12 protein-coding genes and 1 tRNA gene are annotated in these 15,663 nt (G+C 66.5%); 7 read left to right on the top strand and 6 right to left on the bottom strand.

What is annotated here, in order from left to right:
- Positions 1 to 10 precede the first annotated feature (10 nt).
- The gene (dctP, locus tag KDJ86_RS18235; RefSeq protein WP_291749130.1) at positions 11 to 1,033 is read right to left on the bottom strand and encodes a TRAP transporter substrate-binding protein DctP; all 1,023 of its coding nucleotides are present in this window, start codon (positions 1,031 to 1,033) and stop codon (positions 11 to 13) included.
- Positions 1,030 to 1,743 (bottom strand): GntR family transcriptional regulator, encoded by a 714-nt coding sequence (locus KDJ86_RS18230; RefSeq protein WP_291749127.1) that lies wholly within the window; start codon positions 1,741 to 1,743, stop codon positions 1,030 to 1,032. The genes dctP and KDJ86_RS18230 overlap by 4 nt, the downstream gene beginning before the upstream one ends.
- Positions 1,744 to 2,146: 403 nt before the next feature.
- Between KDJ86_RS18230 and KDJ86_RS18225 the strand changes: the two genes are divergently transcribed.
- Genes KDJ86_RS18225 through KDJ86_RS18215 form a run of 3 tightly spaced genes read left to right on the top strand, consistent with a single transcriptional unit; the run spans position 2,147 to position 6,787 of the window.
- The gene (locus KDJ86_RS18225; protein WP_291749124.1) at positions 2,147 to 4,237 is read left to right on the top strand and encodes a hydantoinase/oxoprolinase family protein; all 2,091 of its coding nucleotides are present in this window, start codon (positions 2,147 to 2,149) and stop codon (positions 4,235 to 4,237) included.
- Entirely contained in the window at positions 4,230 to 6,008 is a 1,779-nt protein-coding gene (locus KDJ86_RS18220) for a hydantoinase B/oxoprolinase family protein (protein ID WP_291749122.1), read from the top strand. The genes KDJ86_RS18225 and KDJ86_RS18220 overlap by 8 nt, the downstream gene beginning before the upstream one ends.
- The gene (locus KDJ86_RS18215) at positions 6,005 to 6,787 is read left to right on the top strand and encodes an SDR family NAD(P)-dependent oxidoreductase (RefSeq protein ID WP_291749120.1); all 783 of its coding nucleotides are present in this window, start codon (positions 6,005 to 6,007) and stop codon (positions 6,785 to 6,787) included. The genes KDJ86_RS18220 and KDJ86_RS18215 overlap by 4 nt, the downstream gene beginning before the upstream one ends.
- Before the next feature lie 584 nt (positions 6,788 to 7,371).
- Here KDJ86_RS18215 and aldA read toward each other — a convergent pair.
- Positions 7,372 to 8,841, bottom strand: a complete 1,470-nt coding sequence (aldA, locus tag KDJ86_RS18210) for an aldehyde dehydrogenase (protein ID WP_291749118.1) — start codon at positions 8,839 to 8,841, stop codon at positions 7,372 to 7,374.
- A 417-nt stretch (positions 8,842 to 9,258) separates the two neighbouring features.
- Between aldA and KDJ86_RS18205 the strand changes: the two genes are divergently transcribed.
- The 4 genes from KDJ86_RS18205 to KDJ86_RS18190 all read left to right on the top strand — a co-directional run bounded on the left by KDJ86_RS18205 (position 9,259) and on the right by KDJ86_RS18190 (position 12,960).
- The gene (locus KDJ86_RS18205) at positions 9,259 to 10,209 is read left to right on the top strand and encodes a dihydrodipicolinate synthase family protein (RefSeq protein ID WP_291749116.1); all 951 of its coding nucleotides are present in this window, start codon (positions 9,259 to 9,261) and stop codon (positions 10,207 to 10,209) included.
- 39 nt (positions 10,210 to 10,248) lie between these two features.
- Positions 10,249 to 11,055 carry an aldolase gene (locus KDJ86_RS18200; protein ID WP_291749114.1) on the top strand — a complete coding sequence of 269 codons (807 nt, stop codon included), beginning with the start codon at positions 10,249 to 10,251 and terminating at the stop codon, positions 11,053 to 11,055.
- A 36-nt stretch (positions 11,056 to 11,091) separates the two neighbouring features.
- Positions 11,092 to 11,985: a dihydrodipicolinate synthase family protein gene (locus KDJ86_RS18195; protein WP_291749111.1), complete on the top strand. Its 894-nt coding sequence runs from the start codon at positions 11,092 to 11,094 to the stop codon at positions 11,983 to 11,985.
- A gap of 81 nt (positions 11,986 to 12,066) precedes the next feature.
- Positions 12,067 to 12,960 carry an NAD-dependent epimerase/dehydratase family protein gene (locus KDJ86_RS18190; RefSeq protein ID WP_291749108.1) on the top strand — a complete coding sequence of 298 codons (894 nt, stop codon included), beginning with the start codon at positions 12,067 to 12,069 and terminating at the stop codon, positions 12,958 to 12,960.
- Between the two features lie 72 nt (positions 12,961 to 13,032).
- Here the strand turns inward: KDJ86_RS18190 and KDJ86_RS18185 are convergent.
- The 3 genes from KDJ86_RS18185 to KDJ86_RS18175 all read right to left on the bottom strand — a co-directional run.
- Positions 13,033 to 13,108, bottom strand: a tRNA-Thr gene (locus KDJ86_RS18185).
- 100 nt (positions 13,109 to 13,208) lie between these two features.
- Positions 13,209 to 14,369: a porin gene (locus KDJ86_RS18180; RefSeq protein ID WP_291749104.1), complete on the bottom strand. Its 1,161-nt coding sequence runs from the start codon at positions 14,367 to 14,369 to the stop codon at positions 13,209 to 13,211.
- A 101-nt stretch (positions 14,370 to 14,470) separates the two neighbouring features.
- On the bottom strand, positions 14,471 to 15,663 hold a 1,193-nt coding region (locus tag KDJ86_RS18175), incomplete at its 5' end, for a heme biosynthesis protein HemY (RefSeq protein WP_367116845.1).

The raw sequence follows: 15,663 nt of genomic DNA, 5'->3' as shown, positions 1-15,663 counted from the left end.
GGATCGCCGCCTAGAGGGCGTTGATCCGGTCGAGCAGCCCCTCCGGCCACTCCTTGGCATAGTCGCTGTTCAAATATTCCTGCTGGACATGCGTCCGGAAGGCGTCGAGATCCGGCGTCGTCACCTTCATGCCATGGCTCTCGAGCAGCGCGACGCCATCCGCCTCGGTGGCCAGCGTCCCCTCGTCGACCAGCGCCGACTGGGCGGCGACGGCTTCCCTGACGACCGCCTTCTCCTCGTCGGTCAGGCCGTCCCAGAATTCGGACGACATGGCGAAGAAGAGCGGCGCCACCATGTGGCCGGTGAGGACGAGTTGCTTGCTGACCTCGTCGAACTTGGCGGCGATCATGTCGGCGATCGGGTTTTCAAGGCCGTCGACGGTACCGGTCGACAGCGCCAGATAAACCTCGTCGAAGGCGATCGGCGTCGGATTGGCGCCAAGCGCCTTTCCAAGGAACTGCCAGGTATCGGAGCCGGGAACCCGGAGCTTCAGGCCCTTGAGATCGTCCGGCGTCTGGACGTCCTTCAGCTCACGCAGGATGACATGGCGCGTGCCGAGATACTGGGAGCCGAGGATCTCGACGCCGATGTCGTCGTGGACCCGCTGGCGGTATTCCTCGGCGACGTCGCTGTCGTCGTAGACCTTGTGCATGTGCTCCGCGTCGCGAAGCAGATAGCCGGCGGTGAAGATCGAATATTCCGGGATATAGCTCGCGACATCCTGGGGCGAGATCATGCCGACCTCGAGATTGCCGCGCTGCATCGCCGGAATCTCGGTGCCCTGGTCGAACAGGGTGGCGTTGAGGTGGATCTCGACTTCGAGGGTATCGGAGTTGGCTTCGACGAGCTCCTTGAACTTGGCCAGACCCTTGGCCTGCCACTCCGCATCATTCGAAGGGGTCGAAATGCGGATGACCTTCTTGTCCTGGGCGAAGCCGTCTCCGGTCACGGCGAACATCATCATCGCCGCACTGGCCCCGGCCAATACGTGGCGACGGGTGAGATGCGGGGACTTCCTCTTCTGGTCAGTCATTCTCGTTCTCCCTTTTTATTCTGACGCCGGACCGCCTCCGATGGCGGTCTGGCATTGGCGGCGAGAAGGCGTCTGATCTCCGCGCTGTTGTGGGTCCGGGCCAATTGTTCGGCCCGTTCGATATCGCCACCGACCACCGCCTCGGTCAGCGCGCGGTGGTCGTCGATAAGGTCCTTCGGATCGCGCGGAACGAAACCGATATGCGTCATCTGGAAACGCACCTGCAGGATGATGCGCTCGTGGTCGCGGATCAGGCGCTTGTGGCCCGACATCGCGACGATCGTCTTGTGGAGCTTGAAGTCGGCATCGGCCGCCGCCTCGCGCTGCTCGGCTTTCGCCGCGGCCTCGAGTTCGGCAAAGACCTGGGTCAGGACCTTGCGCTCGGCCGGCGAGGCGTATTCGGCGGCGAGGCTCGCCGCCAGGCCCTCAAGCGCGCCGCGCAATGTGTAGAGCTCCCACGCCTCCGACACCGAGGCCGGCGCGACTTCCCATTTGGTGAAGGCGACCTGCCGGACGAGGCCCTCGTTGGAAAGCTGCATGAGCGCCGAGCGGATCGTGCCGCGGGAGACCTCCAGCTCGCTGGCCAGCACCGCCTCAAGCAGGCGATGGCCCGGCGGCATGATCCGGTTGACGATCTGCTCGCGGATGCTGTTCGCGGCCTGGCGGTCGAGCAGACGCTCCTGGGTCTTGAGGCTGGTCAGCGTGCTCAACGCCAAATCCTCCACGACGCGGCATGAACCTGTGTCGGGAGCGGCTCCCCGCTCATCGCCGGAAAATCCAGTGCATCATACCTCCCCCGAGAGGTGCGGGAACGGCTCATCGGCATCGCCATGCGCGGAACCGGCACGGCCGCCCCGGAAGCGCATCGGGCACCGCCGCATGCCGCCACCGGCAAGACGGGTCCGTAACCCCATGCGCCATCAACGATAGAAAGATAGTCGACAATCGTCAATAGACTATCGTCAATCGACCACATTGGCCTAACTTACTGAAAAACAACGACAAAGTTACGCCAGGATATCGCCGCGGACATTCATCTCAATTGACAGTTTTGTCGATTGCTGACAATAAACTCCGATCGACAAGGGTTCGCCCTCCTCACGGGAAACTGGCATGCGCGAGACCGGCCGGATCGGGGTGGACATCGGCGGCACCTTCACCGACATCGTTCTCTTCACCGACCGTGGCCGGACCGTCTCGAGGAAGACGCCATCGACTCCGCTTCGACCGGAGCAGGCCGTACTCACCGGCATCCGGCTGGCGCTGGAAGAATCCGGGCTGGAGGCGAACGACATCGTCAGCGTCCTGCACGGCACCACGGTCGGGTCGAATGCGATCCTCCAGAAGCGTGGCGGTCGCACCGCGCTGGTCACCACGCGCGGCTTCCGCGACGTGCTCGAGATCGGCAGGCTGCGCACGCCAGGCATGTTCGACCTGTCATGGGACAAGCCCGAGCCGCTGGTTCCGCGCCACTGGCGCTACGAGGTGAGCGAGCGCATCGCCGCCAATGGCGCGGTCATCGCTCTGTTGGACGGGCAGCAACTTCTCGACGTCGGCGCCTTCCTCCAGGCGGAAGGCATCGAGTCGGTCGCGATCTGCTTCCTCAATTCCTACCGGAATCCTGCGCATGAACGCGAAGCCGAGGCGATCCTGCGCGAGCGGTTTCCGGAGATCGCCGTGACCACCTCGGTCGCGGTGCTTCCCGAGCAGCGCGAATACGAGCGGACGTCGACGACGGTGGTGAATGCCTATGTCCTGCCGGTGCTCCGCGAATATCTCGTTTCCCTGGCCGACGGGCTGAAGGCCATGGGACTGGACGCGCCGCTTTTCGTCAGCAACTCGAACGGCGGCTTGGCGCCGGCGGCCCTTGCCCAGGAGAAGCCGGTCTTCTTCATTTCCTCCGGCCGTGCGGCGGGTGTCGCCGGGGCCGGCAACCTCGGCACCCGGATCAAGGCGCCGGACCTCGTCGCCTTCGACATGGGTGGTACCACCGCCTCGGCATCGCTGGTCAAGGACGGCAAGCTGAGCCGCACCACCGAGTACGAGTTCCGTTCGGGCATCTCGACGCCGAGCCGTTTCATCAAGGCAGGCGGCTACATGATGCGCGTGCCGACGGTGGATGTCGCCGAGATCGGCAACGGATCGGGTTCGATCGCCTATGTCGACGACGGCGGGCTGACCTGCGTCGGCCCGATCTCCGCCGGCGCCGATCCCGGCCCGGCCTGCTACGGCACTGGCGGCGACAAGCCGACGGTGACGGACGCCAATCTCGTCCTCGGCTTCCTGCCCGACCGGCTCGCCGGCGGCTCGATGATGCTCGACGTCGACGCCGCACGGACCGCGATCGCGCGCCATGTCGCCGATCCGCTCGGCCTTTCGATCGAGGAGGCGGCCTTCGGCATCCGCGCCATCGCCAACGCCAACATGGCCCGCGCCATCCGCGCGGTAACGATCGAGCGCGGCCTCGACCCGCGTGACTTCAAGCTCCTCGCCTATGGCGGGTCGGGCCCCAACCATGCCTGCGACCTGGCGCGAATCCTCAACATGCCCGAAGTGCTCTTCCCGCCCGCGCCGGGCGTCTTCACCGCGATGGGCATGCTCTCCGGGGCAATCGAGCATTTCCTGATCCGCAGCCTCCAACAGCCGCTCGACCGGATCGAGCCGGCGACCTTGCAGGCGATGACCCGGGACCTCGCCGACGAAGCGATCCGCGAACTTTCGGCGCGGGGGCATGACCGGGATGCGATCGGTCTCGGCTTCGAGATCGACCTCCGTTTCGCCGGCCAGGATTCCGAGCTGCAGGTTCCCTTCGATCCCGACCGGCTGGAGGACGAGATCGGCGCCTTGCGGCCGCGCTTCCTCGAGCTCTATCGCGAGATGTATGGCTACGTGTCGCGGGACGGCGTCGAGGCGGTGAATATGCGGCTGACGGCGAGCATAGCGGCCGGCACCGCCGATATCTGGCAACGGGCGCCGGAAACGGTGACGGAAGCGGGGCAGCGGCCGGCCGAACGGACCCGGCCGGTCTATTTCGAGCGCGGCGGCGGATGGCGGGATACGCCGATCTTCGACCGCGACGGCTTTGCCGGACCGGTCACCGGGCCACTGGCGATCGAGAGCGCCGACACGACGATCATCGTCCCCCCCGGCGCGACCGCCGGCACCGACCCTGCCGGCAATGTGGTGGTGACGATCGATGCCTGAAGCAGATGCGGCGGCAGGGACGGAGCCGGTCCGGATCGACCCGATCACCTTCGCGGTGCTCAAGAGCGCGCTCGATACGATCGTCGACGAGATGGCCGGAACGGTGATGCGCACCGCGCGCTCGCCGATCGTCCGCGACGTGCTCGACTATTCGGCGACGCTCTGCGATCGCAACGGGCTGATCCTCAGCCAGGCGAAGACCGTCGCACTGCATCTCGGCGCGGTTCCCGACGCGATGGAGGTCATCGTCTCGCGCTTCGCCGGCAGCGTCCGGCCCGGCGACGTCTTCATCCTCAACGACCCTTATGCCGGCGGGATGCACCTTCCCGACATCTTCATGATCAGGCCGGTCTTCGAAGGCGAAAGGCTCCAGGGCTATTCCGTCGTCGTCGCCCATCACTGCGACATGGGCGGCCGGGTTCCCGGTTCCAACGCGGCGGATTCGACGGAGATATTCCAGGAGGGCCTGCGCATCCCGCCGTCGCGGCTCTACGCGGGTGGCGAGCCGAACGAGACCCTCTTCGACCTGATCCGGACGAATGTCCGGGTTCCCGACCTGGTGATGGGCGACCTCGATGCGCAGCTTGCCGCCTGCACCATCGGCGAGCGCGAGATCCGGCGTCTCGTCGCCCGGCACGGGGAGCGCGAGCTCCACGCCTATTTCGACGCACTGCTCGACTATGGCGAGGAACTGACGCGGAAAGGGATCGCCGCCTGGCCGGACGGCACCTACCGCTTCACCGACTACATCGACGGCGACGGCTTCTCCGACGCGCCGATCCCGATCTGCTGCGCGATCATCGTCGACGGCGACAGCCTCGTCGTCGACTTCGACGGATCGTCGCCGCAGGTGCGCGGCGCGATCAACGCCACCTTCTCCTTCACCAAGTCGTCGGCCTATCTCGCCGTTCGCTGCGCCCTGTCGCAGGACGTGCCGAACAATGCCGGCGTCTACCGCGCCATCACCGTCACGGCGCCGAAGCATTCTATCCTCAATCCCGACATGCCGGCGCCGGTCGCCGCGCGGGCGCTGACCGGCTATCGCGTCGTCGACGCCGTGCTCGGCGCCTTGGCAAAGGTCGCGCCCGAGCGGATCATGGCCGCCGGCGAAGGCGGCAACACGGTGATCGCGATCGGCGGCTATGACAAGCAGACCGCCGAGCCCTTCATCCTGGTCGACATGATCAACGGCGCCTGGGGCGGACGCCGCGACAAGGACGGCGTCGAGGGCATCACCAACCCGGCGCAGAACATGTCGAACCTGCCGATCGAAACGCTCGAGGCCCGCTATCCGTTGCGGATGGAGGAATATGCCCTCCGGCCGGATTCCTGCGGCGCCGGCAGGTTCCGCGGCGGACTGGGGCTGTCGCGCCAGTATCGCATCCTCGCCGACGACACGATCCTCCAGGTGCGGGCCGACCGGACGGCGACCCTGCCCTATGGCCTTTTCGGCGGCGAGCCCGGCACGCCGTCGCGCAACATCCTCGATCCGGATGGACGGCGCACCGAACTCCCCGGCAAGTTCACCCGGCTCGTCGGCCGCGATACGGTGATCCGCCACGAGCAGGCCGGCGGCGGCGGCAACGGCGATCCGCTGGAGCGGGATCTCGGCGCAATCACCGAGGATCTGCGCAACGGCAAGATCAGCGGCAACTACGCCGAAATACGGCATGGTGTGGTATTTGCCGCCGACGGCGTGACCATCGACGTCGCCGGAACCGCGGCCCGACGGGACGGAATGCGGGACGAAAGAGAAAAGGACAGGCGATGAGCGAGACGAGAACCGCGGTGATCACCGGCGGTGCCAGCGGCATCGGCGAAGCCTGTGTCGACCGCTTCGCGGCCGGCGGCTGGCGGATCGTCATCGGCGACGTCAACCTGGAGCGGGGCGAGGCTGTCGCCGAACGCATCCGCGGCCGCGGCGGCGACTGCCGGTTCCTCGTCGTCGACGTCTCGGACGGGGAGGCCGTCGCCGATTTCGCCGACGCGGTCTATGCCGAGGTCGATATAGTGGATGCGCTGGTCAATTCCGGCGGCATCCTGCAGAACGCGGTCCGCATCACCGAGCTCGACATCGCCGAGTTCGATCGCCTCTGGGCGGTCAATGTGCGGGGTACCATGCTCGTCAACCAGGCCTTCGGCCGCCGCATGACCGGGGCCGGCCGTGGCAGCATCATCAACATGTGCTCGCTGACCAGCTTCCGCGCCTCGCCCCAGGCGGGTTACGCGCCGGGCAAGGCGGCGCTGAAGTCGATGACCGAGACGATGGCGGCCGAATTCGGCACCAAGGGCGTGCGGGTCAACGCCGTGGCGCCCGGCTATACGCTGACGCCGGCCATGCAGGCGCGGATCGACAGCGGCGCGCGCGACCCGAAAGCGGTGATCGACAAGACCGCGCTGCGTCGTTTCGTCGAGCCGCGCGAGGTCGGCGAGGTGGTCTACTTCCTCTGCTCCGACGCGGCGAGCGCCGTCACCGGCACCACCATCCCGATTGACTGCGGCTGGATGGCCTACTCGGCCTATTCGGCCTATGCCTCGCAGCCCGAATAGTGGTCTCCAAGATCGTTCGAATGCCTCAACGTTCGCATTCCTGTTGCAGGATGCACTACTATCAAGGGTAGATGATCTGGCGAAACGAAAATGCTCTTGGGGGTTGAAATGCCGATCTGGCGGGACATAGGGCATGAGTTCGTAACGAAGACGCCGACTTGGGCATTTACTGCAGTCGTCGCGGTGGCGGCCGGCGTATTGTTGTCAAAGAGTGATCTCACTGGTGACGCCTATTGCGTCCATTTGACTCCCGTGAGCAACGACACGCGTATTCTCGTCCCTGCCAATCGATCCGTGAAGTTTTTTGATCCCGGAAATGCCCGTAAAGTGAAATACGGATACAAAGACAGCAACGACGTTCTGGTTGGGGGCTTTGTCCCCACTCACGGCTTCTCAACGGTGATTAGCAGCCCCGATGGAGGAGTGTACTTGAAGGCGCATTGTACAATCGGCGAAACGGAGGGCCGCACAGAATCCAATGTCGTCGTTCTCATTGCGAATTTCTGGGGCTCTTTTCATTTTATCCAAATGGTTCCGGAGTGCCTCCCAAAGGTGGCTCCCTGTACGGCAGCGAACGTCCCTCCTCAGGCGTAGTTGACGTAGATCGTCTTCTTCTGGAAATAGCCCTCGAGGCCGTACTTGCCGTCCTCGCCGCCGAGGCCGCTGTCGCGCATGCCGGCATGGTGGGCATGGACCACGTCGCCACCGCCGCGATTGACGTAGATTTCGCCGAACCTCAGTTCGCGGATGAGCCGCATCATCCGCCGAAGGTCCTTGGTGAAGACATAGGCCGAGAGACCGTATCGGCTCTCGTTGGCAAGCCGCAGCCCCTCGTCGAAATCGGTGACCGTCATCACCGGGACGACCGGGCCGAAGACCTCGTCCTGCATGATCTGCATCGCATTGTCGTCGACCTTGAGGACGGTCGGGTCGAACCAGTGGCCGCGCGAGAATTCGCCTTCGCTGAGGCGCTTGCCGCCGGTCAGCACCGACGCTCCCGCGGCGGTGGCGGCATCGACCATCGCCTCGACCTTGTCGAGCTCCGGGCCGCTGAATTTCGGGCCGACATCGACCAGCTTCGTCGGGTCGCCGACCTTCAGCCCCTTCACCGCCTGGACGAACTTGTCGAGGAATTCGTCGGCGATCTTCTCGTGGAGATACATGCGCTCGTTGCAGATGCAGATCTGGCCGCAATTCTCGAAGCGCGACACGACGGCGGCGCGGACGGCGGCGCCGATATCGGCATCCTCGGCGACGATGAACGGGGCCTTGCCGCCGAGCTCGAGCCGCAGGACCTTCAGCCCGTCGGCCGCCGCGGCGAAAACCGCCTTGCCGGCGCGGACGCTGCCGGTCAGCGTGACCAGGCGGGTCAGGGGATGCCTGACCAGCGCCTGGCCAAGCCCCTCCCCGGTGCCGCTGACGACGTTGATGACACCGGGCGGGAAGCCCGCCTGGGCCGAGAGCTGGGCGATCTCCAGCGCCGAGATCGGCGTCCCCTCATGCGACTTGACCACGACCGTGTTGCCGGCGATCAGCGCCGGCCCGATCTTCCGGCACATCAGGGCGGCCGGATAGTTCCAGGCGGTGAGCGCGATGACGACGCCATGGGCGACGCGCTCGATCCAGATCTGCTCGTCGGGATTGTCGGACGGGATGATGTCGCCGGTGATCCGGCGCGCCTCTTCCGCGGCATAGGTGAGATAGAGGGCCGCCCCCTCGATCTCGCCGCGCGCTTCCTGGAGCGGCTTGCCCTGCTCGGCGATGACCACCTGGGCCAGCCGCTCGCGGTTTTCGAGGATCAGGCGGCCGAGCGTCTTGAGGAGTTCGGCGCGCTCGATCGGCGGCAGCGCCTCCCAGGCCGGCTGCGCCCGATGGGCGCTGACGACGGCACGGTCGGCGTCCTCCTCGCTGCCGCGCGGGACCGAGGCGATGACGTCGCCGGTCGCCGGGTTCTCGACCTCGAGCCATTCCTTGACGGTCGACAACACCCATTCGCCGTTGACGTAGTGGCGATAGCGGTCGGTCCCCTTGACCAGTTCCTTCATCCCCGACATCTCGTTCCTTCCTTGCCGGCGTGCCGGGACCATCCCGACGCCGGTGATTCCTCGTCGTTTCGTTCGGCTCCGGGCCGTTCCGCGGTGACCGCCGCCGCACCGGGTCACGGCGGGCCGCGCGCTCTTCAACCCCGGGTCTCGCGCCCGGGGCGCCGGCACCGCGAACACACAGTCCAGCCGCGAAGGCGAGACTCTCGACCTTAAGGATTTTTCTTATTTATTTCAGTTGGTTGACAGGCCCTCACCCAACGGGATTCCCGCATTTCAGGCGCTAGGTCACCGCAGGGGACCGACTCCGTCAAGCAAAATGTTGACAATCGGCAATCAATCTTGCCTTGTGGCAACGGCCGCGGGATCGTGCCGCCGTGGCCCGTGCGAGACCGAGTAATGTCAGACCTTCCTTCCCGGAATTGCCTCATGGTGGCGATCACGACGCCAGTGGATCGCGACCTCCGGCCGGACCATGCGCGGCTGATCGCGCGAACCAGGCAACTGCTGGAAACGGGATGCGACGGGATCGCGCTTTTCGGCACCACCGGCGAGGGATTGTCGCTTTCCGTCGACGACAGGCTGACGGCCCTTGACGCGGTGATCGCGGGGGGGATCGACCCGGCCAGGATCATCGTCTCGATCGGCGCATTGCCCGTCCCCGACGTCACGCGCCTCTGCCAACACGCCACGGATGCCGGCGTCGACGGAGTGCTGCTGATGCCGCCCTGCGCCTTCCGGGATGGCATCACCGAGGACGGCACCTTCCAGTATTTCAGGACAATCGTCGACCGTGTCGCGCGTCCGGCCCTCAGGCTCTATCTCTACCATTTCCCGGGCATTTCCGGCGTACCGGTGACACCGGGCGTCATCCGCAGGCTCGACGAGCGCTATCCGGGAACGATCGCCGGCGTGAAGGACAGCGGCGGCGACGCCGACTATACGCAGATGCTGGTCCGGCGCTTCTCGCATCTCTCCGTCTTCACCGGCACCGAGGTCGATCTGCCCGACCTGCTGGCGACCGGCCTGCGCGGCACCATTTGCGGCCTCGGCAACATCATGCCGCGCCTGCTGCGGGCGATGGTGGACGCGCCGACCGCCTACGACCGCAGGCGCTACCTGCCTCTCGTCCTCGCCGGCGACGCGATCGTCACGCGCGCGCCGTTCATCCCGTCGACCAAGGCCGTGGTCGCCGCCGAGCTCGAGGATCCGGAATGGCGCCGCGTGCTGCCGCCGATGGCGGAACTGGCGCTGGTCGAGCGGCAGCGCCTGGTCGTCGACTTCCGCCGCTGGGACGCGGGCCTGCCGGCGGAATGCCAGAGCCTGGATCATGCCCCCCCGGCCTATTCGGAAAAGGTCGTTTCCATCCGTCGGGCATAGCGGCGCCAAGCTGGTCCGCTGCCGTCATCGAGGACAATAATGGCGCAATCTCTCGGCAAGAATTCCGGTGCGGAAAAGGTCCCTGCCTCGGCCCATTCCAACACACCGGCCCTCGACAGCGCTGCGGTGCAGGCGGCGCGCGTCGATCTCGCCGCCTGTTTCCGGATGGCGGCGCGGGTCGGCCTGCAGGAGGGCATCTGCAACCATTTCTCGGCCGTCGTGCCGGACTATGACGACCTGTTTCTCGTCAATCCGCTGGGCCGTGCCTTCGGCGAGGTAACCGCGTCGAGCCTGCTGGTCTGCGATTTCCACGGCTCGGTGATCGCTGGCGACGGCGTGCCCGAAGCCACCGCCTTCTTTATCCACGCGCGGCTCCACAAGCACATTCCGCGCGCCCGGGCCGCATTCCACACCCACATGCCCTATGCCACCGCCCTGACAATGACCGAGGGCGAGCCGCTGATCTATGCCGGGCAGAGCGCGCTGAAATTCTACGGCCGGACCCTGGTCGACAACGACTATAACGGCCTCGCCCTCGACGAGGCCGAGGGCGACCGCATCGCGGCCGCGACCGGCAACGCCGACATCATCTTCATGAAGCACCATGGCGTCATGGTGCTGGCCGACACGATCGCCGAGGCATGGGACGATCTCTACTACCTGGAGCGCGCCTGCCAGGTGCAGGTGCTGGCGATGTCGACCGGCAGGCCGATCCTTCCCGTCGACAGGGAGACCGCCGAGACGACCTGCCGGCAGATGATGGGCGAGAAAGCCGAGTCGGCCCGGCTCCATCTCGAGAGCATCAAGCGCCAGCTCGATGCCGAAGAGCCCGGTTACCGCCACTGACGCGACCTCACCCTCATAGAGAGAAGGATCGACAAGATGACCTGGACCGGCGTGTTTCCGGCGATCACGACAAAGCTGAAGGCCGACGGCGCGCTCGACGTCGCCGCGACGCAAGCCAGCATCGACCGCGTCGTCGCCAACGGCGTTGCGGGGGTCATCGTCCTGCCGATGCTGGGCGAGAATGCCTCGCTCACCCAGGCGGAGCGCGACACCGTCGTGACGGCTGCCTCCGAGGTGGTCAGCGGCCGCGTGCCCCTGCTTTGCGGGCTCGCCGAAGGATCGACCGGCAACGCCACGGCCGCCGCCCGCAATTACAAGGCGCTCGGCGCCGAAGGCCTGATGGTTTTCCCCAGCATCATCTACCGCACCGACCGTCGCGAGACCGTCGCCTGGTACCGGGCCGTCGCCACGGCGAGCGACCTGCCGATCATGATCTACAACAACCCGATCGCCTATGGCGTCGATGTCGACGTGCCGATTCTGGAAGCGCTCGCCGACGTCGAGACGCTGGTCTGCATCAAGGAAGAGAGCGGCGACATCCGCCGTATCACCGATCTCTACAACGCCTTCGGCGACCGCTATGCGGTCTTCTGCGGCGTCGACGACCTCATCCTCGAGAGCCTGGCGCTCGGCGTCACCGGCTGGGTCTCCGGCATGGTCAATGCCTGGCCGGCCGAATGCGTGAAGCTCTTCAACGCCGGCCGCGACGGCGACCTGGCGACCGCCCTGCCGATGTACCGGTTGATGACGCCGGCTTTCCACCTCGATACCGACGTCAAGCTCGTGCAATACATCAAGCTCGCCGAGCATTTCGTCTGTGGCGCGCCGGAATGGGTGCGGCCGCCGCGCCTCGCGATCGAAGGCGAAGACCGCAAGCGCGTCGAGACGATCATCCGCGACACGATCGAGGGCCTGACGCGGTTGAGCTGAGGCGGAGCGAGCCCCCGGCGGGGCGGATTCCGGCGGTGATATATGCCAATGTCGTCGACCACACGCCGGAGGAGACCACCTATGACTTCAACGCCGAAACGAGTGCTCGTCACCGGCGCGAACGGCAACCTCGGCAGCAAGGTCGCGCGGCATCTCGCCGGCTGTGGGTGGTGCGCGGAGGTCGTCGGACTCGTGCACGGGCCACAGACCGGGCTCGAGGCGGGTCCCAAGGTCACGGCCGTTCCGTGCGATATCGTCGATCACGGCGACCATCGCCTCGCGGCGGCGCTTGAAGGAATCGACGCGGTCGTCCACCTCGCCGCCCAGAATCCCTACCCCGACGCCACTTGGACGGATTCCGCGATCAGCATCGACCTGACGCTGCGGATGCTGAATGCCGCGAGGCGGGCGGGCGTTCCGCGTTTCGTCTTCGCCTCGTCGAATCACGTGATGGGCGGCTACAAGGAGGTTTCCGGGACGCTGGCGCCGGGATCGCTCGACGCGGCGACCCCGCCGCTGCCCGGAACCCGCACCCGCGGCGCGGACGGCACCTATTCGAACTCGATCGCCTATGCCGTCGCCAAATTCGCCGGCGAGCGTGCCTGCCGGGAAGCGGCGCTCGATTCCGACGGCGCGCTTTCGACCGTCGCCATCCGGATCGGCTGGTGCCAGCCGGGTGAGAACCGGCCGGAGACGATCAGCGCCACCGGCTTCATCGAGCCGGTCGATGCCGAGCGCGACGCCGAGGGCGAGCGCGACCTGCGGTGGTTCCGCAACATGTGGCTTTCGAACCGGGACTTCGTCCACCTCGTCGAGCGGACCATCCTCGCCGGCGCCGCGCCATGGCCGGGCCCCGGCATCATCGTCAACGGCATGTCGCGGAACACCGGCATGCCGTGGGATATCGAGACGACGACGCGGCTGACCGGCTACGAACCCCGCGACGACCTGTGGCGGGAGCTCGGGGCGCGGTAGCGCCGGTCGCCGGAGACCGCGTGCCGCGTCAGCGCCCCCTGCAGGGCGGCCGTTCCACGCGGGTAGGAGGATTGGTGCCGCTTGCGTGACTCGAACACGCGACCCCATCATTACGAATGATGTGCTCTACCAACTGAGCTAAAGCGGCTTCCCAGCGCGATTGATACCGGCAAGCATCCGAAGGTTCAAGGACCAGAAAGACCGTAAGCAGCGACAAGGGGGCGGCCGCCGGTCGCACCGCGTCGATCCTAGAACTTGACCCGCGCTCCGGTCAGCAGGGCGCGCAGCGGTTTGTAGCCGGCCTCGCGGTCCTCGTAGTCGTATTCGCGATACCCGAGATACAGCTGGGTCTGGCAATAGTCGAAATTCTGGACGACCTGGAGGCCCCAGGACGAGCCGCTCGAATGCGCGATGCGGATGCCGCTCCCACTATAGACATCGGCGGACAACGCCGTGGCGCCGACCGCGAAGAAATCCCTCTGGTAGCCGATCTTGGCGTAGGTATAGGCGCGATCCGAGTCGTCCTTGCGGTCATTGTGGCCCGACGCCGCCGTCAGGCTGAGTCCGCTTGGAACATGCAGGAGGGAAACCGATCCGTCATAGACGCCATAGGGACGGCGCTCGCGGCCCTTGCCGGAATAGGCGACCGCGCCGGCGACCCGAAAGGCTCCGAATTCCCCCGCATAGCGGAGCGCCGCGTCCCATTCGTCGACATCGGTCGGTTCCGGGATGACCTGGGTCCCGTAGGAGCCCGAGAGCGTGAAACCGGCAAAGGTCGGCGTGTCGTAACGCACGCGCAGCTTGCGCCCGACCCCGTCCAGGTTGGTGAAGACGTCCTTGACGCTGAAGCCGCTGAGACCGCCCCCCTTGACCGCGAAGAGCTGCCCGCCGGCAAGGTCGCTGACATTCGAGTTGCCGATCACCGTGGTTCCGGAGAGGTCGACCTCGGCCGTCTGGTCGGAGGCCATGCTCCCCTGGCCGAACCACAGCTTGCCCAGCCGGCTGTCGACAAATATCTCGGCCTTGCGGGTCAGGAACCGATTCCAGTCGGGGTCGCCGTCGTTTTCCTGGTTGAGGTATTTGGTCGAGAAGGCATCGTATTCGAACTCGTAATTCGCGCCGAAACTGGCATGGCCGGGCTCTCCGGCATGGAAAAGGATGCCGAAGCGCGTCGACGAGTTACCGTTGCCGGCAGGCACATACCAACGGCCGTCCCTGCCGTCGTCGGCATGGAGCACGCCCGTATCGACCTGTCCGTAAAAGCCGAGGTTGAATGCTTCGTTGCCGATCGTCAGGTCCGGCACCAGCGTGTCGCCGGCGCCGGCCTCCGCGATCATCGCCAGCAGGCCCGCGACGAAGGCAGTCGTTGCGATGCCGCGATCGGATCTGGCCCGACACCCCTCATCCATGACCAGGCATTCCCACGGCTACGTGAATGCATTGCGGGACTGTCGGTCACCATCCGGCGCCCCCAAGCCCAAACCTCCCGACCGTTAAAGGACCCGCGGGATCAGAACAACCGGAAACGGCGCTTCGGCGCTTCAAGGTCATCGCCGTCCGGCATCGGACCGGGATCGTCGGGCGACGGCGGCACGACCGGCTCCTCTTCGACCGGTTCCCCGTCAACCTCCTCCTTCGCCTCGGCCGTCTCGGAGACGATTTCGTCGGGCGACGGCTCGGGCCCGGGCTCCGACGCCGGCTCAGGTTCCGGCTCCGTCCTGGCCGCGGATTCTTGCGGCTTGGCCCCGTCGCCGCCTCGGGACGGGGCGACTTCTTCCGGCGTTGCTTCGACCGTCGCGACGGCGGGTTCGGGTTCGGGTTCGACTTCAACCTCAGGCGCCGGCGCCTCCGGTGGCGCGGCCACGACTTCCGCCGGCTCGACCGGCTCGACATCTTCCACCGGCGCGGGCTCGGGAACGGCCACCGGCTTCGCCTCGATCCGCGGCGTCTCCACGGCGTCGATCGATGTCTGTCGCTCGATGGCGAGGTCCGCCTCGATCTGCAGGGCGACCCGCGACGGCGGTACTTCGGGCGAAACCTTCCATGCGACGATGCCGACCTCGCCCGACACCGGCGAGACCGGCATCCAGTGGTCGAGTATCTGCCCGTCGGCCATCCATACCGGGTCGCGGGGCGCGTTGATGGCACGGGCAAGCCACATCCTCACCTTGCCCTCGTCGCCATGCTCGCGCTCCTCGATCTCCGCCATCAGCAGGCAGACGGCTTCGCTCGGCCCGGCCTTCACCTGCCCGTCGAGCGCGTCGCGCGCCGCCGTCCAGTCGAGCGCATCGATCGCGGCACGGGCGATCGCCTTGGCGCCTTCTGGATGGTTGGCGCGCAATTCCACGAGGCGGCGCATCCGCTTCAGCCGGTCGCGAACCGAATCGCCCGGCCGCACGGTCGCATAGGCATCGGCAATATCGGGATGGGGTTCGGCCTTCCAGGTCGCCTCGAGGACGCGGGCGGCGCGACGGTAATCGCTCGCACGGCTGAGCAGGCGGCTGCCGACCACGGCCGCGGGCACCAGCGACGGATCGAGTCGATGCGCCTCGAGCGCAGCCGCGCGCGCCTCCATCGGCTCGCCGGCTTCGAGTTCCATGGCACGGGCGGTCAGCAGCGCCGCGCGCTTGTGCTGGGCGGCCGGCTTGTCGATCACGCCAGCCCGCACATTCGCCTCCAGCGTCCGCATCGCGCCGAGCCAGT

The sequence above is a fragment of the Bauldia sp. genome, assembly GCF_020442045.1.
Classification (GTDB): domain Bacteria; phylum Pseudomonadota; class Alphaproteobacteria; order Rhizobiales; family Kaistiaceae; genus Bauldia.
The sequence above is the reverse complement of the archived record's forward strand: the minus strand, read 5'-3'. Positions and strand labels throughout refer to the sequence as shown.